We start from the raw sequence: 22,378 nt of genomic DNA, 5'->3' as shown, positions 1-22,378 counted from the left end.
GGTCACCCACGTCAGCTCTTCGGCGAGCTGACGACGGCGTCCCGCTGGAGGCCGTGGCGCTCCATGAGTCGGTAGAGCGTGGTCCGGTCGACGCCCGCGAGGCGCGCGGCCTTGGACATGTTGCCGTCGGCGGAGCGGACGAGCTCCTCGAGATAGCGTCGCTCGAACTGCGCGATGACGCGCTCGCGGGCGACATGATAGCTCTCCTGCAGGAGATCGCTCATGCCGTCGTCGACGGGCGCCGCCGGCGGTGCCGCGGCCGTCGTGCGGGAGGCCTCGTGCAACGGGATGTCGGCCGCCCGCACCTGCTTGCCGGGCTCGACGAGCACGACGGTGTGCTCGATGGCGTTCTGTAGCTCGCGGACGTTGCCCGGCCACGGGTACGACTGGAGGGCGCGCAACGCTTCGTCGGTGAGCGTGGGCGGACGGGTCTCACCGCCGCGGTGCTGCCGCCAGTACGTGCGAAGGAAATGGCTCGCCAGCAGGGCGATGTCCTCGGGCCGGTCCCGGAGCGACGGGAGGAGGATCGGGACGACGCGCAGGCGGTAGTAGAGGTCCTCGCGCAGGACGCCGTCGCGGACCGCGGCATCCGGGTCGCGATTGGAGGCCGCAATGAAACGGACGTTGACCACCGAACTGGTCGAGTTGCTGCCGACGCGCCGCACGACGCCATCCTGGATGACGCGGAGGAGCTTGGCCTGGAGCGGCTTCGGCATCTCCGTGAGTTCGTCGAGGAACATCGTGCCGCCGTTGGCCGACTCGAGCAGGCCGGCCTTGTCGCGCACCGCGCCGGTGAAGGCGCCCTTGACGTGCCCGAACATCTCGGACTCGAGGAGTCCCTCGGGGAGCGCGGCGCAGTTCACCGCGACCATCGGGCGCGCCCGACGGCGGCTCCGGCGGTGGATGAACTGGGCGATCATCTCCTTGCCGGCACCGGTCTCACCGGTGATGAAGACCGACGCGTCGGTGGCGGCGACCTTCCGGGCGAGATCGAGGCAACGGGTGAAGCTCGGGGAGACGCCGAGTGGGGCGTCATCGTCGCTGGGGACTGAGGCGCCCTCGGTGCCGGGCGCGGACTCCCTCGCCACCATGACGGTGTGGGCCGCCCGTCCGATGACGATCTCGAGATGGGTCGCGGAGAAGGGCTTGGGGAGGTAGTCCCAGGCCCCTTCGCGAAGGGCCTCGACGTTGGAGGCGACCGACGGATTGCCGGTCATCACGATGACGAGGGTGTCAGGCGAGGACTCGAGGGCGGCCCGGCAGATCTCGATGCCGGTGACGTCGTTCAGATAGAGGTCGGTGAGGACGATGTCGAAGTTGCGGCGCTGGAGGAGCTTGATGCCCTCCTCGCCCTTGGATGCCACTTCGACACGGTACCCGAGCCCGGAGAGGATCGAGCGGCAGCTCTCGCGAAGCGTCCGCTCGTCATCGATGAGCAGCACGCTCAGCGTGGCGCGGAACTCGCTTGGTACGAGAGAACCGTCCTCAGGCGAGCCATTCGAGGCGGGGAAACCGACGGGGTCGTTCACGGGACTGGGTTCGGGGACGCGGCTGGCGGGGCGTGCACTGTGGCACGGGCGCCATATGTGTCAGCAGAACCATACTAGGTATCACTCGCCCGTGAAACCGTCAAGTGACGTTGCCGGGTAGCAATCGTATAAATTCCGCCGCACTAAAGACCTCGAAACCCGAACAACCGCCGATGTCCACTGGCCAATCCGACCTTCCGATGTTGCCGGCCCCCTCGTTCGAGGCGGACCCCATGGCGGGCTACCGCCCCGGTGGTGAGGAGGGGGGTGGAATGGGTATTCAGCGATATCTGGCGGCGCTGAAGCGCTATCGGATCCTGATTGTCGCACTGACCGCCGTCGGTGTCATCGTCGGTGCGGCCCTCACTCAGGTCATCAAGCCGGTCTACGAGGCGCAGGCGTCCATTCAGATTCCGGTGACCCCTCGCGGAGGTGCACAGCGTCAGAACCTCCTGGCGTCGTCGCCACTCCTCGAAGGGCGGGGGTGGCTCGAACTCCTGCGGTCGTTCGCCGTGCTGGATGAGGTCGTCCTGCAGCGGAAGCTGTATCTCGAGATGGACACGCCCGCAGATTCGATCTTCTTCAACGGATTCGGGTTGAAGGAGGGGTTCGTCCCCGGGGCGTACCGGTTCATGGCGGATCCGCCGGGGCGCGCGTCGCCATCCTGCCTCCTGAGGGGGGCCGCCCATCGACACGAAGCCGGCGGGAGACTCGCTCGGGATCCCGCTCGGATTCCGCTGGGTGCCGCCGGTCCCGCTCGGGGGGAAGGTGGTCACTTTCCGCGTGCGCGTACCGCGTGACGCGGCGGTCTTGCTGAATGGCGAGGTCGGCGCGGCGCTCCCCCAGGACGGTGCATTGCTCAAGCTCACCCTTCGCGGGGGAGACCCGCAGGTGGCAGCGGGAGTTCTCAACGCCGTAGCGACGCGGTTCGTCGACGTGGCCGCGTTGCTGAAGCGGGAGAAGCTCACCGCGGTCACCGAGGTGTTCCGCGAGCAGCTGGCGAGCGCCCGGTCCGAGCTCAGCAACGCGGAGATCGCCCTCGAGAGCTACAAGGTCAACACCATCACGCTCCCGAGCGATCGCGGAGCGACGCAGGTCGCCGCCGGACTGCAGGCCACGCAGGATCCCGTACGCGATGCGTACTTCAAGCTGAAGATCGACCGTGACGCGTTGGCACGCGATCGCGACGCGATCCTTCGCGCGCTGTCGAATACGGGCGATTCCTCGGCGTCCTTCGCGATCACGCTCGGCACGATCGCGTCCGTCCGCGAGGCGGACGAGTTGACGACCACTCTCGAGTTGCTGACGGCGAAGCGCGCGGAGGCGCGCCAGCTGCGGCTCGTCTTCGCGCCGACGCATCAGGATGTGCGCCGAGTGGAGCGTGAAGTCGAGGAGATTCAGCAGCGGACGATTCCGCAACAGGCCCGGGCGCTCGCGGCCAACCTCGACACGCGGATCGGTGACTTCGATCAGCGCATCACCGCGTCGTCGCGTGAGATGCAGCAGATCCCGACCCGTTCCACCGAAGAGGCGCGGCGGTCCCGTGAGGTCGAGGTCGCCAACCTCATCTACAAGGAGCTGCAGTCCGCCTACGAGCAGGCGCAGCTTGCCGAACTCAGCGCCGCGCCGGACATCCGTGTGCTCGATCTGGCTGTCCCGCCCACGCGGCCCGTGCGCGACCAGATGATCCTGATCCTCGCGGGCGGCCTCTTCGGCGGCCTCGCGCTCGGCATCGCGATCGCGTTGCTGCTCGACCGGATCGACAAGCGGCTCCGCTACCCCGAGCAGGTGACCAACGATCTCGGTCTGCAGATCCTCGGCGCGCTGCCGCTCGTCGGTCAGCGCAAGGACGGCACGCCCGACCCCGAGTCCGCCGCCCAGCTCGTCGAATCCCTGCGCGCCGTCCGGACGTCCCTCGTCTACTCGCATGGCACGGCGGGGCCGTTCATCACGACCATCACCAGCCCCGGCTCGGGCGATGGCAAGTCGTTCACCTCGCTCAATCTCGCGATGAGCTTCGCCGCCTCCGGCCGGCGGACGCTGCTCATCGATGGTGACGCGCGCCGAGGCGCCCTGCATCGCTCGCTCGGCGTCTCGCGCAAGCCGGGGTTGCTCGACTTCCTGGGCGGCGAGGTGACGCGCGACCAGATCGTGCATCACATCGCCGAACGGAACATCGACTTCATCCCCTGCGGCACGCGGAAGTCATCAGCCCCCGAACTGCTCGCCACCGTCGCGATGAGCCAGTTCGTGATGTCGCTGCGCACGGAGTACGGCGCGATCATCATCGACTCGCCGCCGCTCGGTGCCGGCGTGGACCCGCTCATCCTGTCCTCGCTCTCCGGCAGCCTCGTCCTCGTGCTCCGCACCGGCGTCACGGATCGCGAGCTCGCGAGCGCGCGCCTCGATGACCTCTCGCGACTGCCGATCCGCGTGCTCGGGGCCGTCCTCAATGACGTGCAGGCGGGTGGGTTGTACCGGCACTATTCGTATCTGCCGGGCTACCGCTCCGAGGACGAGGATGCGGGTGATGTCGAGGTCGCGCTCACGCCGCGGATCCTGCCCGGCAAGCGCTGACCGGTCGTGCGGCACCGAAAGCAGCGAGGCGCGCCCGGAAGTCCGGGCGCGCCTCGTTGCCTTCCTGCAGAGGCCGCCGAGCGAACTCGGCGGGCGACGATCAGTTGAGGGGGCCTTCGAAGCGGCGGATGCTCGGCCGGGCGCCCAACGTCGCCTCGGAGCGCGAGGCGCGCATCGCGAGCGAAGCGCGCTGGAGCATGTCGGTCGGCTCCATCGGCGCTTCGGAGTAGTTCTTCACGGCGTCATATCCGACGGCGACGCGAACCGACGTCGATGCGAAGATATCAGAGGCTGCCTTGGAGAGGCGCTCGCCCAGACGAGCGGCGCCGGCAGGGTCGGTCCCCTGCGCCACGACGGCGAACTCGCCCGGACCCAAGGTGCCGATCGCATCAGAGGTCCGGCCGGTCGAGCGCATCACCTGCGCGAGGCGCTCCATGACATCGGCGTCCAGCGAGCCGGTGGCATTGAGGTCGGACCCGTCCTCGAACACGGGCATGATCACCACGCAGGCGAGGGCTTCCTTGTCACGGAAGGCGGCCGAGCCCAGTTCGCGGGCGCGCCGCGCCAGGCCGCGGATGTTGTACAGGCCGGTGAGCTCGTCGAGGAGGCTCTCCTCGCGGGCCCGATCGACCTCCTGCTTGGCACGCAGATAGGCGTCGAGTCGGAGCGGCAGTTCCTCGCCGTCGAGGGCGGAGCCGATGTAGTCCCAAGCTCCCGCGCGAAGCGCGTCGAGACGCTTCTGCCGGCTGGGGTGCCCAGGGCTCGTGATCAGGATCGGCGTGCTCGGGGAGACGATGCCGCTCGCCCGGAGCTCGCGGCAGACGTCGAAGCCGTCGCGGTCCGGCAGGTCGGTGTCCAGGATGATCAGGTCGGGGCGAGCGCTGGTGGCGCGCTCGATGGCCTGCTTCCCGGTGTAGGCTCGCAGGACCGCGTAGCCGTGCGGCCCCAGGATGCTCTCCAGCGACCGCGAATGCCACTCCTGGCTGTTGGCGATCAGCGTGAGCGGCGGGCGGGACAGCGACGTGCGGTCGTTCATCGAGAAGGAGGCAGGGAAGAGAGTGGACCCATTGCGGGCGTCAGCCTTCGTACTGCAGGATGCGTGCGGGAGGTCACGAAATACGCAAGTCGTTGCACGGGAAGCGGTTGCTATGATGCCACGGTTCGGCCCACGTGACAAGAGCGATGCGTCCCGGCAACAGTCCTTTGACGACCGTGGGGCCGGGGTGCAACGCGGGCGGGAGCGGTGGCGCGCGACGTACCGGCGGGGGTATCGTTGTCACATGCTTCGTCACGACGTGCGGTTCTCGCCTCGCTGCTCGCCGTCAGCGTCCTGTCGGTCCGGTGTCGCAGCCCCCTCGGTGCCCAGGGGCCGGCTCCGCGCGCTTACCGCGACGACTCGCATGGCGGCGCGCGCGGACCTGGAGCGGCTGCAGGCTTCCTACGAGCAGTTGGCGGCGTCGACCGCGTACGGCGAGCGGACCCGCGCGAAGGCGCGCGCGCAGGCCGAGGAGGTCCGGCGTCGGTTGCGTGAAGGGGATCTTCCGGGTCGGCGATCTCATCATCGTGCGCATCAATGGCGGCGTGACCGTCGATGACACGCTCCCGGTGCTCGAGGGGCGACGACTGCAGATCCCGGGCGTGCGGCAGGTCGAGCTCGACGGCGTCCTCCGCGCTGAGCTGGCGACGAAGGTCGCGACCGAGGTCCGCGAGATCGTTCGAGAGGCGACCGTGACGGTCCGTCCCCTCACGCGGATCGCGGTCTTCGGCGCCGTGCAAAGCCCCGGGTATTTCGCCGTGCCATCCGAGACGACGCTCGACCAGCTGATCACGCTGGCGGGGGGGCCGACCGACGCTGCACGGCCCGACCACATCCGCCTGATGCGCGGCGAGACGGTCGTCCTCTCGGGCGATGAGGTCGCTCGCGCGATCGCGTCGGGGCTCACGCTCGATGGCCTCGACACGCGGGAAGGCGACGTCCTCGAGCTGGAGCGTCGCGAACAAGGCTGGACGACGCAGAACACCGTGCAGGTCGTGATGGTGCTGGTCACCCCGCTCATCACCTTCTTCCTGTTACGCTGACTCCCGCGCGCTCACCCCTTGGTGAGCGCCCGCGGCGTCGGGTCCCACGTCGGTGCGCGCTGGTCCGCGAGCGCGCGCTTCCACGCCACGAGTCCGGCCCAGCTCCCCGACACGAAGTAGGCCGCCATCGAGGCGAGCCGGGGCGGATGCGTCGACGGCCACCACCAGCCGAGCGCCCCGAGTCCGATCCCTCCGACGGTCGCGATGAAGGCGGCAAGCGCCCACGGCGCCAGGGGTGAGGCGGCGGCGCTCGCGTGCGCGGCGATCGCGCCGGTCGCGATGCCCGCCCCCGCCAGTGCCCACGGCACGAGCCATCGCACCAGCTTGTGGCTCCAGAGCATCCACGCGAACGCGCCGTAGCGGATCGGGTCGAGCAACCGGCCGTGGTAGAAGAGCGTCTGGATCCCGCGGCTCATCGTCCGGATCTTGCGCCGGTATTCGATGCGCATGCTCGCCGCGCGCGGCACGAAGCAGATCGCGGACTTCACCGACACCGCCCGCATCCCGTTGAGCCGCGCCCAGAGCGCGGACGAGAAGTCACGACTGAGGTGGCCCGGCAACTCGCGACGGTGGAGCGGCGCACGGATGGCATACAGGCAGCCCGATGAACCGATGATCCCTTCCACGGCGGTCTCGAGGTCCCGCACCCACATCTCGTAGCCCACATACGCGGCCTCGCCGCCGACGTGCGGTGTGGAGCCGACGGACGCGACCGAGACGTCGCGTCCCGAGGCGACCCCCACGCCAGGGTCGTTGAGCGCGCGGACCAGCTCCTTCACCGCCTGCGGATCGATGGTCACCGATGCGTCGGTGTTCACCACGATCTCCCCCTTGAGCGAGGCGAAGGCGCGGTTCTCGATCTCCGTCTTCCCGAGACGGCCCTCGATCCGCAGCAGCTCGACGCCTCGGTCGGCGTACTCGCGCACGAGGTCGTCCGTCGCGTCGGTCGACCCATCGGAGACGACGAGGATCTGGCGTCGCTCGCGCGGATAGTCCACCCGCACCAGCGCTTCGAGCACGGGACGCAACGTCGCCTGCGCGTTGTACGCCGGCAGGGTGATGCTCACCGTCGGCCACACCGGCGGGTCGTCGTGCCGGACCGCGGGCGTGTTCCGCAGCTTCGCCGCGAGGACGAGGAGTGCCGGGTAGAGCGCGTAGGAGTAGACGCCGACGAACAGGCAGACGGCGAGGACGACGAGCCAGGTGGTCATCAGCGAGCGAAGAAGGGCGAGGCGACGGGGCGCCGAGGGGCGCGCGGTGAAACGGACCTTGGATCCACACAACAGCAGTGCAATGGCGATGCCACCAGAAGACGCGCGGCGAGGGCGATTATCACGCCGCCAGCGGAAACTGGAACGAAACGTTCCCGACAGCCCTCGGAATCGGGTGTCGGGTCGTAACGGAACGTCATAGGCAACGTTCACCTAAGTCGTGTGATACCAAGCACATGGGAACTTCCGGTGTGCGCCGCAGTATTCCCTTGTCAGCGCCGCGCGTGCGGTGCACGACCCACCTCGTCCGGAGTGTCCCATGAATCGCAGCCTCTCTGCGAAGTCCGCCGCCACGCGCCTGATGGCGCTTGCCCTCGTCGCCCCACTCGCCCTCGCCGCCTGCGATGAGTCCACCGCCCCAGGTGCCAGAGCGTCCATCCGCTTCTCCAGCCCGGCGGTCGCCGGCCTGAGCGATGCCGTCGGTGCCGGTCTCTCGATCACGGGCTCCAACGGCACCCTCCTCATCACCGACATCAAGCTCGTCGTGGACGAGTTCGAGCTGAAGCGCGTGGGGGTCGCGGCGGGATGCGACTCGACGGCGTCGAACGACGACTGCGAGGAGTTCGAGTCGAATCTCTTCATCGCCGACGTCCCGCTCGGCGACGGCGTCGTGACCGTCGCGAACGACCGCATCCCGGCCGGCACCTATGACGAGATGGAGTTCGAGGTGAAGGACCTGTTCGTCGACTCGGGCGATGCCGGCGATTCGGCGCGCGCGGTCCGCATCGGTCAGCTCCTCGCGCAGCTGCGGACCACCTACGCCGACTGGCCCGCCGGCGCGTCGATGATGATCGAGGGCACCTTCACCCCGACCGGCGGCGTGGCGCAGCCCTTCCGCGTCTACTTCGACGCCGAGGTGGAGGTCGAGACGGAGTTCGATACCCCGCTCGTGATCGACGCGACGACCACCGGCGTCACGGTCGCGCTGCGTCCCGACATCTGGTTCCGGAACAACGACGGCACCGTCCGCAACCTCGCCCTCTGGAACTACGCGACGCTCAATGCGCTCGTGGAGTTCGAGGTGGAGTTCGAGGATGGGGTGGAGATCGAGCAGGACTGAGCAGAAGGCAGAAGGAGGAAGGCAGAAGGGAGAACGAACAGGCGGGGGAGTCGGCGATCGGCCGGCTCCCCCGCTTCTGCCTTCCTCCTTCCTCCTTCCTCCTTCAGCCTTCTGCTACGGCACCACCCGCCCAGGCGTCCAAGGCGCCCCTTCCGCCTCCGCCTTCCGCTCGAGCGCCATGAGGTCGCCCTCGACGAACGCCCTCAGCGCCGCATGGATCGCAGGGTAGCGCTGCTTCACGATATCGAGCTGCTGCTGTTGGGTGCCGGTCGGGCCGTTGAGGCCACCGCCGCCGAGCGCGGTGTTCAGTCGGCCGAGCAGCGAGGTGGCCGTGGGCTCGGAGTATCGACCCGCGGTGTTGTCGCCGTTCAGCTGCTCACGGATGCCGCGCAGCTTCACGATCGCCGCGCGCACCTCGGCGTCGAGGGTGGTCGCCTTCGTGATCTGCTCCACCGCGCGCTGGATCGCATCGAGACGCGTGCTCACCTCGGCCATCAGCGCGTTGTCACCCAGCACCTGCCGCTGCAATGGCTGAGCATCACGATAGTACGCGACCGCGCGCGCGCGCTCGGCGGGGGTGACCGTCGCGTTCGGGAGCAGTTGCACCTCGAAGGGCGCGGGCTGCGTGAGCGCCGTGCGCACGCCCTTCACGCGCTTGAACAACTGCACGCGATACGTACCCGGCGCGACGAGTGGCCCGTTGCCGCCGAGCGTGCCGCCGCCCGCGCCACCGAACCCACCACCACCACCACCGCCACCACCACCGCCACCACCACCGAACCCACCGCCGCCCGCCGCGCCCTGCACCGGCGTGACGCTCGGCCAGCGCAGGTTCCAGGTCACGCGATTGCTCCCGGCGGTGTTCGTGCCGTCGAATCGCGAGACGATCGCGCCACTCGGGTCACTGATCTCGACCTCGATCGACGGCGCCTCCTCCTCCTGCTCGGCCTTCAGTGCCTCCCAGCCCGGGAAGGGAACATCCGCGCCGGAGCGATTGAGCCCGGTCTCGCGCTGCTGCCGGACCTGGCGCGCGCTGCGCAGCGACGCGCGCAGATGGTACGTGATCGTCGCGCCCACCGGCGGGTTGTTGGCGAAGTAGTGCGAGGCGCCCTGGAACGAGACGCCGTTGCCGCCCAGCGGCGACGACTGCTGGAACTGGTAGCTCGGCGAGACGCCGAGCAAGGTGGCCTCGGCGCGGAGCCGCTCCGGGGTGAGTGTGCGCAGGGCGGAGTAGTCATCGAGCACGTAGATGCCGCGGCCGAAGGTGCCGATGACGAGGTCGTTCATCTGCGGCTGGATGGCGATGTCATAGACCGCGACGGTCGGGAGACCGCCCCGCATCGGCTGCCACCGCGCGCCGTCGTCGAACGAGACGTACACGCCGAACTCGGTGCCGACGAACAGCAGGCCCTGCTTCACCGGGTCCTCGCGCACCACGTGCGTCGGTCCGCGCTCCGGGAGGTTGGACGAGATCACCTTCCAGGTGCGGCCGCGGTCGCCCGAGCGGACGATGTATGGCTTGAAGTCGCCGCGCTTGAAGTTGTTGATCGCGGCATACACCACGTTCGCGTCGTGCGGTGACGCGGTGATGTACGCGACGAACGAGGTGTCCGGCACGCCGGAGATGCTCTCCACCTTCCGCCACGCGCCCCCGCCGTTCTCGCTGACCTGGATGAGCCCGTCATCCGTGCCGGCATACAGGAGTCCCTCGGCCTTCGGCGACTCGGCGACGGTGGTGATGCTGCCGGCGAACGAGGTCGAGGTGTTGCGCGCGACCGCGTCGACGCTCCAGAGGCGCCCGAGCATCTTCATCGAGGTGCGCGGGATGTTGCGCGACAGGTCCGGGGAGACCGGGGTCCAGCTGTCGCCGCGATCGTCGGAGCGGTAGAGCCGTTGCGAGCCGAAATAGAGGCGCGTGTTCGCGAAGGGGCTGATCATCACCGGCGCGTCCCAGTACCAGCGCGCGGGATCCTCGTCCGGTCCTTCCTCGGGCACGATGCGGACACTGGTGCCGGTGCGCCGGTCGAAGCGCACGAGCCCGCCGTTCTGCGACTCGGCGTAGACGGTATTGTGGTCCTTCGGGTCGATGCGGCTCTGGAAGCCGTCACCGCCGTTGGTCACGAACCAGTCGGAGTTGCGGATGCCGTTGTTGCTGTTGGTGCGCGTGGGACCGCAGAACGAGTAGTTGTCCTGCGTGCCGCCGCAGACGTTGTAGAACGGCGCGTTCATGTCGACGTCGATCTTGTAGAACTGTGTCACCGGGAGGTTCGCGACGAAGTCCCAGGTCCGCGCCCCATCGAACGTCTCGTAGATGCCGCCGTCGTTGCCGTTGATGATGTGGTCGGAGTCGGCCGGGTCGATCCAGATCGCGTGATTGTCGACGTGCTTCCCCGACTCGCCGAGGCCGGTCCAGGTGCGGCCGCCGTCATTGGAGACCTGGTTCTGCACATCCACCGCGATGAGGCGGTCCTCGTCGTTCGGGTCGACCCAGAGCTCGTTGTAGTAGAGCGACGACGACGAGAAGCTGCCGCCGCGACGCTCCCAGCTCACGCCGTTGTCGGCCGAGCGATAGACGCCGCCACGGTTGTTCGACGCCTCGACGAGCGCGTAGACGATGTCGGGGTGCGACGACGAGCGCGCGAGTCCGATGCGACCCTCGCCCTCGGGGACGCCGGAGAGCTTCTTCCACGTCTTGCCGCCGTCGGTGGAGCGGTGCAGCGCCGACTCGGGCCCACCGGCGAGATAGCCCCACACCTGGCGATGCCGCTGCCAGGTGCTGGCGACCATGACGTCAGGATTCCGCGGGTCGAGCGAGATGTCGTTCACGCCGGCGTACTTCTCGCCGGACAGGAGCTTCGTCCAGGTCTCGCCGCCATCCGTCGACTTGAAGAGGCCGCGATCGCCGCCCTCGGCCCAGAGCGGGCCCTGTGCCGCGACGTAGATCACCTTCGAGTCGCGAGGATCGATGACGATGCGTCCGATGTGCTCGGACTGCTTGAGGCCCATGTTCTTCCACGAGCGGCCACCATCCTCCGACTTGTAGACGCCGTCGCCGAACGAGACCGCGCGCTGGGCGTTGTTCTCCCCGCTACCGACCCAGACGATGTTCGGGTCCTTCGGATCGAGCACCACCGTGCCGATCGAGTACGACGCCTGCGAATCGAAGATCGGCGACCAGGTCGTGCCCGCGTTCTCCGTCTTCCACACACCGCCGGCGGCGACGGCCGCGTACCAGGTCTTCTTGTTCGGATGGATCGCGAGGTCGGCGATGCGTCCCGACGTGAAGGCCGGACCGATCGAGCGGAATCGGAACGCCGACAGCGCGCTCGCGGGGAGGCCGCCGCGGGTCGAATCGGACTGCGCCGAGTCACCGGCCGCGCGTGCCGGTGCGCCGGCGGGGGCGCCTGCGGGGCGGCCACCCGGACGGCCCTGCGCCTGCGAGAGGCTCGCCACCGCGGCGAGAAGGAGCAACGAGGATCGCATCATGAGAAGGGGTCGGGGAACGAGGATGCTGCGAACGGAAACCCTGCGCGCGGAGCGGGTGACGGAGGAGGCAGGACTACGAGACCATCATGCCAAGGATGAGAACATGACACACCGAACGCTTCGCGTCACGCACCCCAGGCCGACCGCTCTACGCACGGCCCTGCTCACTTGCTCACTCGCGCTCGCCCCGGGCCTGCGCGCCGGCGCGCAGGACGTCCGGATCCTCCGGATGCCGGAGGGAGGCGCCCGGGAGTTCTCGATGTTCATGGCGGATGACCGGCCGATGATCGGCATCACCATGGCCGGCGAGAGTGAGCGCGGGGACACGCTCGGCCTGCGCATCGAGTCGGTGCAGGAGGGGTCGCCGGCGGCGAAGGCCGGACTCAAGGCGGGGGATCGCCTCCAGTCCGTGAACGGCGTCAGCCTGCGCGCCGAGCGCGCGGACGCCGGCGAGGAGGACTATGCCGGCGTGCTCAATCGCCGGCTCCAGCGGGCGGTCCAGGCGACCGCGGCCGGGGAGTCGGTCACGCTGCGCGTCCTCGCCGGTGGCACGAGCCGAGAGGTCCGGGTGGTCCCGGTGAAGGCGTCCGAGTTCGAAGGGGCGCCCCGCATGGCGTGGTCCGAGGCCGGTCCGGCCGCCGACCGCGCGATGCTCGGCCTCACGGTCGTCAGCACCGGATCGCCCCGCGACACGCTCGGTGTCTTCGTGCAGTCCGTCGTCCGCGACGGACCGGCGGAGAAGGCCGGGGTGGTGGAGGGAGACCGGATCGCGGCGATCAATGGTGTCTCGCTGCGCGTGGCGCGCGAGGACGCGGAGGACGAAGCGGTCGGCGCCGCGCGCGCCGAGCGGCTGTCGCGCGAGGTCGCGAAGCTCAAGGCCGGTGATGCGGCCGAACTCACCGTGATCTCGGGTGGGCGGTCGCGCACGGTCCGCGTCACCGCCGTGAAGGCCTCCGAGCTGCCTTCGTCGGCGCGCAGCGAGTTCCGGATCCCGGAGGTCGAGGGCATGCTCCGCATGATGCCGCGGGAGCGCGCGATGCCACGTGAGGAGTCGACCGATCGGGTGCGCACGCGGGTGCGCGTGGTTCCGGGCGAAGCGCTCTCGCTACCGCGCGCGCCGCTGGTCGTGCGCCGGACCATCCGCACGGAGACCTGACCGCGGGCTCCTCGGGACGAGGAAGGGACCTTATGTTGGACGGGTCCCTCCCTCACTCCCGAGTCCGCGATGCCCCCTTCGCTCCGCGCGCGTGACCTGCTCCGCGCCGCATCCGCGCTGGTCCTTCTCGCCGCCTGTCAGCGCGAGGCCGCCGCTCCCGATCCCCAGCTCGTCGCGCAGTGGATGCGCAGCTCGCTCGCGTCAGTCCGCAGCGAGCGCCTCGGTCCGCCGGTCGCCTCGCGCATCTCGGCGTATGCGTCGCTCGCGCTGTTCGAGGGATACGCGTCCGATCCGCGTTCGGGACTTCGCTCGCTCGCCGGACAGCTGAACGGGCTCGCCGAACTGCCGAAGGTCCCCGACGGCACGCAGGTCGACGGGGCGATCGTCGCGGCCGTCGCCGAGCGCGTGGTGATCGACTCGCTGTTTCGCGACGGTCTGGCGTCCACGCGCAACACGGCCGACTCGCTCGCTGCGGCACAGATGGCTGCTCGCGTGACGGCGGGCGTGTCCGAGGAGGAGCGTGCCGCCTCCGAGGCGCACGGTCGCGCCCTCGGCGCTGCGTTGCTCGGCTGGGCCGCCGAGGACGGGTTCTTCGCCTCCCGCGCTCTCGTCTGGGACCCGCCGAAGCGGCGGGACCAGTGGGAGAACACCGCGACGCTCGACCAGTATGTCCCGCAGACGTTGTCAGGCCAGTCGGATCTCGTCTCGACGGACAATCCGAACGTGCGTCTCGAGGCCGACAATGCGAGCGAGAAGGCCGTGTTCGCGAATCGGCCGAAGGAAGCGGGGCCGACGACGCTCCCGAGCTTCAACCCGACCAAGCCCACCGAGCCGTACTGGGGCACGCTGCGTCCCTTCGTGATCCGGGACGGCGACGAGTGCGCTGCGCCTCCGCCTCCGGCGTATTCCGAGAAGCCCGGGACGCCGTTCTACGAGATGGCCAAGGCCTTCCACGACACGGTCAAGGCGCTCACGCCGGAGAAGCGCAACGTCGCGCTCTTCTGGGCGGACAACCCCGTCGCGACCGGGACGCCGGGCTTCCACTGGATCAGTGTCGTGAACCAGATGGTCGAACGCCGGGGTCTCTCGGCGCCGGCGGCCGCCGAGCTGTACGCGCTCACGTCGCTCGCCATCGCCGACGCCTTCATCGGGTGCTGGAAGGAGAAGTACCGCTCGATGGTGGTGCGTCCCGTCGCGTACGTGCAGCGCGTCTTCGACCCGTCGTATCGCACGGTGATCCCGACGCCGCCGTTCCCGGAGTACACGAGCGGTCATTCGGTGCAGTCGGCCGCGGCCGTGCAGGTGCTCATCGCGCAATTGGGGGACACCATCGCGTTCGTGGACTCGAGCCAGGTCGACGTCGGACAGCCTGCTCGCCCCTTCGCGTCGTTCACTGCGGCGCGCGATGAGGTCGCGTGGTCGCGGGTGTACGCGGGCGTGCACTATCTCCCCGCGGTGGTGGACGGCGTGACGCAGGGGACCTGCATCGGCGACCGCGTGAAGGCGCTGCGGACGCGGATGACGCCGTGATCGCCTCGCGCGCCGGGTGGCGCGGTCGCGTCGCCGCGCTGGGCGCGCTCGCCGCACTCGGGGCCTGCGGGGAGGTCTCGCCCGCGGTCGGTCCCTGGACCGACGCCGGGGACCACCGATGGCGCGCGCTCGATGTGCGCGACGCGGCGCAGGGTTCGGCGGGAGCGCGTGCCGGCTTCACGGCGCTCCCCGCGTCGCGCACTGGCGTGACACACCGCAACGATGTCGACGACGCGCATGCGCTCGCGAACCGCGACCTGCTCATCGGGGCCGGCGCGGCGGTCGGGGACGTCGATGGCGACGGACTGCCGGACCTGTTCCTCGCGTCGGTGGAGCGCCCCGCGGCGCTCTATCGCAATGTCGGCGGCTTCCGGTTCGAGGACGTCACCGCGGCGAGCGGTCTGCGCACCGATTCGCTCGCCACGACCGGCGCCGTCCTCGCGGATGTCGATGGGGATGGCGACGTGGACCTCCTCGCGGGAACGCATGGCGGCCCGGTCGTGCTCTGGACCAACGACGGCGCGGGGCATTTCACCGACGCGACCGCGACCAGCGGTCTCGTCGGCGGGTACGCGGCGACCACGCTCACGCTCGCCGACGTCGACGGGGACGGCGACCTCGACCTGTACGTGGCGACGTACAAGGTGCGCAACGCGCTCGATGCCTACGCGCCGCAGGCGCGCGCGTTCGACCAAGTGGTCACCAAGACCGCGACCGGCTATGCCGTGCGCCCGGAGTGGGCGCACGAGTACCGCATCGAGGATCGCCCTGACCTCGGCGGCATCGTGCGATCGCAGCGTGCCGATCCGGATCTCTTCTTCCTCAATCAAGGGCAAGGCCGCTTCACGCGCGTGCCCATCAGCGGCGCGCGCTTCCGCGACGCATCCGGCCGGCCGCTGGCGGCCGAGCCCGACTTCTTCACGCTCGCGGCCCGCTTCTATGATGTGAACGCCGATGGGGCGCCTGACCTCTACGTCTGCAACGACTTCGAGGACCCCGACCAGTTCTGGCTCAACGACGGAACGGGGAACTTCCGGCTCGTGCCGGAGTGGGCGCTCGCGGCGACCAGCAACACCTGCATGTCGGTGGACTTCGGCGATATCGATCGCGACGGGACGGTCGATCTCTTCACGGCGGACATGCTGAGCCCGACGCGGGCCGCGCGGCAGGTGTCGATCCCCACGCACACGCCGCTGCCGAAGCCGGTCGGCCGCGACGTCGCCCGCCCGCAGTGGATGCGCAACATGCTGCACCTCAATCGCGGCGACGGATCGTGGGCCCAGGTGGCGGACTTCGCCGGCGTCGCCGCGACCGACTGGACCTGGGGATCGGCCTTCCTCGATGTGGATCTCGACGGGTTCGAGGACCTGCTCGTCGTGAACGGACATCGCTGGGACATCCGCGACGCCGACACCTTCGACCGGATCCGGAACAGCTTCCCCCGGGTGCCGTGGAACGAGGAGCAACGCGAGTTCCCGCGCCTCGCGACGCGCAGCATCGCGCTCCGGAACAACGGTGACGTCACCTTCCGCGCGATGCCGGGCGGATGGGGCCTCGGGGAAGCGGAGGCGATCTCGCAGGGACTCGCGCTCGCCGACTTCGACCTCGATGGCGATCTCGACGTCGTGGTCACGCGGTTGAACGCGCCGGCGCAGCTCTTCCGGAACGAGGCCGCGGCGCCGCGCATCGCCGTGCGACTCGCCGGCGGAGGCGTCGGCGCGACGGTCACGGTGAGCGGCGGCGGTCTGCTCGACCAGTCCCGCGAGATCACCGCGGGCGGCCACTACCTCTCCGGGAGCGAGCCGTTGCTCACCTTCGCGGCACACGCCGACTCCGCGCACCGGATCATGGCGCGCTGGCGCGACGGGCGGGTGAGCGAGATCGGTGAGGCGCGGGCGAACCGGCTGTACGAGATCCGCGCGAGCGGCGCGATCGCGCCGCCGGCTGCGGTCCCCGGCGCGACGATCCGCCCGGCGGCGCTCTTCGCCGACGCGACGGCACTCCTCTCCGGTCACACGCATCACGAGACGCTCTACGACGATTTCAAGCGGCAGACGCTTCTGCCCGAGCGGATGAGCCAGATGGGTCCCGGTCTCGCCTGGGTCGATGCGAACGACGATGGGCGCGAGGATCTCGTGGTGGGCGCGGGGAAGGGCGGTGCGCTCACGGTGCTGACGAACACCGGCGCGCGATTCACGCCACGGACCGGGTCCACGGTGGTCGGCGACCTCACTGCGCTCGTGCCGATCCCGGATGGGCGCGGTGGCGAGCGACTCGCCGTCGGACAGGCGAACTATGAGGCGGACTCGTTCGATGCCGCGCTCATGCTCCCATCGGTGCTGGCGTTCACCTTCCGCGGCGGTGCTCCCGGATCCGACGGTTCGCTGCTCGGTGGCGACACGGCGAGCATCGGCGCCATGACGGCGGGCGACGTGAACGGCGACGGCTGGGTCGATCTCTTCGTCGGCGCGCGCGTCGTGGGCGGTGCGTGGCCGGCGCCGGCCCCGTCGCGCCTGTTGCTGGGCCGCCCGGATGGGCGGTACGAGCCGGATCAGGCGAACGCCGCCGCCGTCGCCTCGCTCGGCCTCGTCACGGGCGCGGTGCTCGCGGACGTCAGCGGGGACGGCCGTCCGGATCTCGTCGCGGCGGCCGAGTTCGGGCCGGTGCGCGTGCTCGTAAATGAAGGGGGGCGCCTGCGCGACGCGACGCGCGCACTCGGGCTGGACGGCGTGCGGAGTCGCTGGCACGGGCTGGCCGTCACCGACGCCGACGGCGACGGGCGCCTCGACATCGTGGTGACGAGCATGGGCCGGAATCTCCCGTGGGGTGCGAGCGCGGACCGGCCGCATGTGCTCCACACGGGGCGGTTCGGCGGGACATCGCTGGGGCTGGTCTTCGCGCGGGCGGATTCCGGCGCGACGCGCGAACGGTCGCGGGAGATGCCGCTCGAGAGCTTCGCGCGATTGGGCCTGGTGCTTCCCGGGCTTCGCGACCGGGTGAAGACGTACCATGAGTTCGCGACGCGGTCGGTCGATGAGCTCCTCGGCGACGCGGTCTCCTCGGCCGCGCGAGTGGGGGCCACGACCTACGACCATCTGCTGCTGCTGAATCGCGGCGATCGGTTCGAGCCCCGGCCGCTCCCTCCGGAGGCCCAACGGGCACCGGCACATGGGGTGAGTGTCGCCGACTTCGACGGCGATGGGCGCGAGGACCTGTTCCTCGCGCAGAATCTCTTCCCGACCGAGATCGCGACGATGCGACTCGATGCGGGGGTGGGGTTGATGCTGCTCGGCGACGGCCGTGGGGGCTTCCGGGCGCTGTCGGTGCGGGAGTCGGGGGTGGTGATCCGCGGCGACCAGCGCGGGTCGGCGGTCGCGGATTTCGATGGGGACGGACGCGTGGACCTGGCGGTCGCGCAGAACGGAGAGCGCACCACCTTGTGGCGGAACGTGACGGGAGCGGTGGGACTCCGGGTAAGGGTGGAGGCTGGGGCAGGGAACCCGCGCGGGATCGGGGCACTGCTCCATCTGGAGGGGCAAGGGTGGTCGGGACCGGTCCGCGCCGTTACGGCCGGGACGGGTCACTGGTCGACCGACGGTCTGGTGGCAGTGCTTGCTCGGCCCGCCGGGGCGACGACGCTCGTCGTGCGCTGGGGGGATGGGCGGGAGAGCCGGGTGACCTTTGCCGCGGGAGATCGGGAGCTGCGGGTCCGGGCCCCCCAGGACTGAAGTTTGACGGTACTGTTGCGCATCGGACCGGGAAGCCGTAGCTTCGCCCCCCGATGCCCCCACCTCCGTGTGGCGCACTCCGCGCGCCCACGGGTCAACACGTTTCTGACGGAGTAGCGATGAATCTGCGTTCCGCGGCGCGACTGGCGGCGCTCGTGCTCTCGGTCGGTGCGATGGCTTGCGCCGACAATGAGTACACGACGACCGACCTCAGTACCCAACTGGTGGTGACCCCGTTGTTCAGGGGCGTGAAGGCGGGAGATCCGCCGGTGCAGTTCACCGCGACCATCGGCGGCGACCCGGCCGCGGTCACGTGGGAGAGCAGCGATCCGACGGTCGCCACCGTCTCGCCGAGCGGCCTCGTGACCCCGAGCGCGACCAACGACGGCTTCGCCGCGATCCGCGCGACGCTGACGGCCAACCCCGCGAAGAAGCGTGATGCCAGCTTCACCGTCAGTCCGCTCTTCGTCCTGCTCTCGAGTGGCGTCGGTCGGTCTGGCATCGCCGGCAACGTCGGTGATACGCTCTACTATCGCATCAACGTCCCGGCCGGCCGCGACAGCCTGAAGATCGTGATGTCGGGCGGCACGGGCGACCTCGACATGTACGTGCGCTACAACGCCGTGCCGGCGTACGGTGGCGCGAACTGGGTCTGCCGTCCCTTCAACGCGGGCAACAACGAGACCTGCGTGATGGCGACGCCGGCGGCCGGGTTCTGGTACGTCTGGCTCGACGTCTACGAGAACGCCTCTGGCGCCTCCCTGACGGCGACGGTGTACCCGTGATCTCTTCCTCTCTCTTCCGGACCTGGCGCGCGCGCCGGGCGAACACGCAGTCGATCTCCTCAGCCTCGAGGTTCCCCATGGCGGGTGTGCGGGCGAGCGCCCTCAAGCAGTTCCTCACGGCGGCGGCGGCGATCGTGCTGACGGCCGGCGTGGCCGTGGCGCAGAGCGTCACGTTCTCCGGCAAGGTGACGACGGCCGGTCAGCCGCTCGGCGGCGCCAGCGTCGGCCTCGTCGAACTCGGCGTCGGTGCGACGACCGCGGTCGACGGCACCTACCAGTTCGTCGTGCCCCTCGGGCAGAATGCGAACCGCGGCGTCACGCTGCGCGTGCGCGCGATCGGGTACACGCCCAAGCAGGCGCCGGTGACGCTCGCGGCAGGGCGCATCGAGAAGGACTTCGAGCTCGCCAAGGACGTGCTGAACCTCGAGCAGGTCGTCGTGACCGGTGTGGGTGACGCGACGTCGCAGAAGAAGACGGCCTTCTCGGTCGGCGTGGTGGATGCGTCGGCGATCAAGGAAGCCCCCTCGTCGTCGCCCGTCGGTGCTCTCGCCGGCCGCGTGGCCGGGGCGAGCGTGGTGACGGTGTCCGGCCAGCCGGGCGCGGCCCCGGCCATCCGCCTCCGCTCGGCGACGAGTCTTTCGGGCACGTCGGATCCGCTGATCATCGTCGACGGAACGATCACCCGGCTCACCCTCGCCGACATCAACACGGAGGATGTCGAGCGGATGGAGGTGATCAAGGGTGCGGCGGCGAGTTCGCTGTACGGCTCCGACGCCGCGAATGGCGTCGTGCAGATCTTCACGAAGCGTGGCGCGCAGCTGGCCGAGGGCCAGACGATGTTCACGTTCCGCAACGAGTATGGGCAGAGCTGGTTGCCGAGCAAGGTGCCGGGGAACATGGCGCACGAGTTCGAGCTTCTTCCTGACGGCAACTTCCGCTTGAACGCGGGCGGCAACCGCGTCCAGAAGGCCGACCTGATCGCGGACCAGCCGTATCCGGTCTACTACGATCAGCTCGGCCAGGTCTTCCGCCCGGGCACCTATCTCACGAACTACGCCTCGGTCGGCCAGCGTCGTGGGAACACCAACTTCAACGTCTCGTTCCACAACAGCCGCGAGTCGGGCGTCCTCGGCCTGCTCGACGGTTTCAACCGCCAGAACTTCCGCGTCAATCTCGACCAGGCGCTCACGGAAGAGCTGACGTTCCAGGCGGGCGCGTTCTACGGCCGTTCGCACTCGGACGAAGGCGAGAACACCGGCATCTTCTTCGGCCTTCGCTTCCTCGAGCCGGACACGGACCTGCTGGCGCCGAACGGGGACGGTTCGCCGTTCAACGCCAACATCTATCGGGCGCCGCTCTCGGGCAACGTCGTGAACCCGCTGTACGGTCTGGCGAACAGCCCGGTGACGCGCGATCGCGACCGCTTCAACGGCACCTTCAAGCTGACGTACAAGCCGCTGGAGTGGCTGACGGCGGAAGGCAACGTCAACTACGAGCAGTCGTCGCAGATGCAGAAGACGTTCACGCCGAAGGGATTCCTCAACTCGCGCGGGCTGGCGAACGACGGCGGACTCTTCCAGCAGTCGTTGGTGGCGCGGACGAGCAACATCGGCGCGACGCTGACGGCGCAGCGGTCGTTCGAATGGTTCACGAACACGACGAAGCTGGCGTACGTGTTCGAGGACCAGTCGAACAATCTCCTGAATGCGTCGGCGGCCGCGCTTGCGGTGCCGCGCGTGCCTGAGTTCGGTGCGGCCGATCTCGGTCAGCCCGTGCGCGCCGGGTCGAACACGATCACGATCCGCAACCGGAACGTCTTCGCGATCACGACCTTCGACATCATGGATCGCTACATCGTCGATGCGCTCGTCCGGCAGGATGCGTCGTCGCTCTTCGGTGCCGACCAGCGGACGGCCATCTACAACCGCGTGTCCGCGGCGTACCGTCTCTCCGAGGACCTCGCGCTGCCCGGCGTCGACGAGTTCAAGCTCCGCGCCTCGTACGGAACGGCCGGACTTCGCCCGGGCTTCGATGCGCAGTACGAGATCTTCACGCTCGTGGGAGGATTCCCGCGGCCGCTGACGGTCGGCAACCGTGCGCTGAAGCCCGCGTACTCGCGCGAGACCGAGATCGGATTCAACCTCAGCTTCCTGCAGAACTACACGTTCGAGTACAGCTATTCGGACAAGACGACCAGCGACCAGATCCTCCTGGCGCCGGTCTCGCGAGCGAGCGGGTACACGAACCAGTGGAAGAACGCCGGCACGCTCTCCGGCGCGACGCATGAGATCGCGCTCGGCGCCGTGCTCATCTCGAGCGGCGACATGTTCTGGCGCGTGAACGTGACGGCGGACCGGACGCGCCAGCAGATCGACGCGCTGAGCATCGCCCCGTACCTCGCGGGCCCCGATGCGACGACGCAGGTCTTCAAGATCGCGCCCGGGGAGTCGTTCGGCGTGATCTACGGCGAGCGCTTCATCCGCACGCAGGCGCAGCTCGAGCAGACGATCGCCTCGGGCAACCTGACGGGCACCGTGTCCGATTACACGCGCAACGAAGAGGGCTTCTTCGTCCGCGCGGCGGACTGGCGCACCCTCTCCGAGCGTCCGCTCAAGTACTACACGGAGGATGGCGAGACGGTCGTCCGGATCGGCGATGTCAATCCGGATGTCAATCTCGCGCTCAACTCCACGTTCCAGTGGAAGGGACTGTCGTTCAGCACGCTCATCACTTCGGTGGTGGGGGGCGACATCTACAACCTGACCCGGCAGTGGCCGTTCAATGAGCAGCGTGACCCGGTGTTCGACCAGCGCAGCAAGCCGGTGGTCGAGCGGAAGCCGGTGACGTACTACCAGACCTTCTACAACGGCATCAGCCCGACCGACTACTTCGTCGAGAACGGCTCATATGTCCGGCTCCGCGAGCTCGCCGTGAACTACACGTTGCCGTCGGCGTGGGTGAAGCGCCCGCTCGGCGCGATCGGGTTCGAGACGGCGCGTGTCGGACTCGTCGGCCGCAACCTGTGGACGAGCACGAACTACAAGGGGTACGATCCCGACGTGACCGGCACCTCGGGCTTGCAGGGTAACCCGTTCACGTACCGCGTCGATTACTTCACCTATCCGCAGTTCAGGACCTTCACCTTCATGCTCGAGCTCGGCTTCTGAGCCGCGGCCC

Annotated in this window: 13 protein-coding genes; 9 read left to right on the top strand and 4 right to left on the bottom strand. The window is 69.2% G+C overall.

The genetic code is table 11. The features are described 5' to 3' along the window. Positions 1 to 11: 11 nt before the first annotated feature. A complete protein-coding gene (locus IPJ78_03405; protein ID MBK7905589.1) occupies positions 12 to 1,529 on the bottom strand; it encodes a sigma-54-dependent Fis family transcriptional regulator in 1,518 nt (505 codons plus the stop codon). Between the two features lie 233 nt (positions 1,530 to 1,762). Here IPJ78_03405 and IPJ78_03400 point away from each other — a divergent pair, with 233 nt between their 5' ends. Further along, the gene (locus tag IPJ78_03400; GenBank protein ID MBK7905588.1) at positions 1,763 to 2,329 is read left to right on the top strand and encodes a hypothetical protein; all 567 of its coding nucleotides are present in this window, start codon (positions 1,763 to 1,765) and stop codon (positions 2,327 to 2,329) included. Continuing rightward, on the top strand, positions 2,313 to 4,106 hold the full coding sequence (locus tag IPJ78_03395; protein ID MBK7905587.1) for an AAA family ATPase: 1,794 nt from the start codon (positions 2,313 to 2,315) through the stop codon (positions 4,104 to 4,106). Before IPJ78_03400 ends, IPJ78_03395 begins: the two co-directional genes overlap by 17 nt. A gap of 100 nt (positions 4,107 to 4,206) precedes the next feature. On the opposite strand, the gene IPJ78_03390 is transcribed toward IPJ78_03395, so the two are convergent. Then, positions 4,207 to 5,142 (bottom strand): response regulator, encoded by a 936-nt coding sequence (locus IPJ78_03390; GenBank protein ID MBK7905586.1) that lies wholly within the window; start codon positions 5,140 to 5,142, stop codon positions 4,207 to 4,209. Positions 5,143 to 5,633: 491 nt separating this feature from the next. On the opposite strand from IPJ78_03390, the gene IPJ78_03385 reads away from it, so the two are divergent. Then, positions 5,634 to 6,185 carry an SLBB domain-containing protein gene (locus IPJ78_03385; GenBank protein MBK7905585.1) on the top strand — a complete coding sequence of 184 codons (552 nt, stop codon included), beginning with the start codon at positions 5,634 to 5,636 and terminating at the stop codon, positions 6,183 to 6,185. An 11-nt stretch (positions 6,186 to 6,196) separates the two neighbouring features. Here the strand turns inward: IPJ78_03385 and IPJ78_03380 are convergent, their stop codons facing one another. After that, on the bottom strand, positions 6,197 to 7,396 hold the full coding sequence (locus tag IPJ78_03380) for a glycosyltransferase (GenBank protein MBK7905584.1): 1,200 nt from the start codon (positions 7,394 to 7,396) through the stop codon (positions 6,197 to 6,199). A 319-nt stretch (positions 7,397 to 7,715) separates the two neighbouring features. Between IPJ78_03380 and IPJ78_03375 the strand changes: the two genes are divergently transcribed. Then, positions 7,716 to 8,516, top strand: coding sequence for a hypothetical protein (locus IPJ78_03375; GenBank protein ID MBK7905583.1), 801 nt, complete (start codon positions 7,716 to 7,718; stop codon positions 8,514 to 8,516). A gap of 114 nt (positions 8,517 to 8,630) precedes the next feature. On the opposite strand, the gene IPJ78_03370 is transcribed toward IPJ78_03375, so the two are convergent. Next, on the bottom strand, positions 8,631 to 11,999 hold the full coding sequence (locus IPJ78_03370) for a glycosyl hydrolase (GenBank protein MBK7905582.1): 3,369 nt from the start codon (positions 11,997 to 11,999) through the stop codon (positions 8,631 to 8,633). Positions 12,000 to 12,105: 106 nt separating this feature from the next. Here IPJ78_03370 and IPJ78_03365 point away from each other — a divergent pair, with 106 nt between their 5' ends. The 5 genes from IPJ78_03365 (at position 12,106) to IPJ78_03345 (ending at position 22,368) form a co-directional block, all read left to right on the top strand. After that, a complete protein-coding gene (locus IPJ78_03365) occupies positions 12,106 to 13,158 on the top strand; it encodes a PDZ domain-containing protein (protein MBK7905581.1) in 1,053 nt (350 codons plus the stop codon). A gap of 69 nt (positions 13,159 to 13,227) precedes the next feature. Next, complete coding sequence (locus IPJ78_03360) at positions 13,228 to 14,688, top strand: vanadium-dependent haloperoxidase (GenBank protein MBK7905580.1); 1,461 nt, start codon at positions 13,228 to 13,230, stop codon at positions 14,686 to 14,688. Further along, a complete protein-coding gene (locus IPJ78_03355) occupies positions 14,685 to 18,416 on the top strand; it encodes a VCBS repeat-containing protein (protein MBK7905579.1) in 3,732 nt (1,243 codons plus the stop codon). Before IPJ78_03360 ends, IPJ78_03355 begins: the two co-directional genes overlap by 4 nt. A gap of 119 nt (positions 18,417 to 18,535) precedes the next feature. After that, positions 18,536 to 19,201, top strand: a complete 666-nt coding sequence (locus IPJ78_03350; protein ID MBK7905578.1) for a pre-peptidase C-terminal domain-containing protein — start codon at positions 18,536 to 18,538, stop codon at positions 19,199 to 19,201. Beyond that, complete coding sequence (locus IPJ78_03345) at positions 19,198 to 22,368, top strand: SusC/RagA family TonB-linked outer membrane protein (protein MBK7905577.1); 3,171 nt, start codon at positions 19,198 to 19,200, stop codon at positions 22,366 to 22,368. Before IPJ78_03350 ends, IPJ78_03345 begins: the two co-directional genes overlap by 4 nt. The last annotated feature ends 10 nt before the right edge of the window (positions 22,369 to 22,378 follow it).

The organism is Gemmatimonadota bacterium, assembly GCA_016714015.1.
Lineage (GTDB): Bacteria > Gemmatimonadota > Gemmatimonadetes > Gemmatimonadales > Gemmatimonadaceae > Pseudogemmatithrix.
This window is presented reverse-complemented; position numbering and strand designations above follow the sequence as displayed.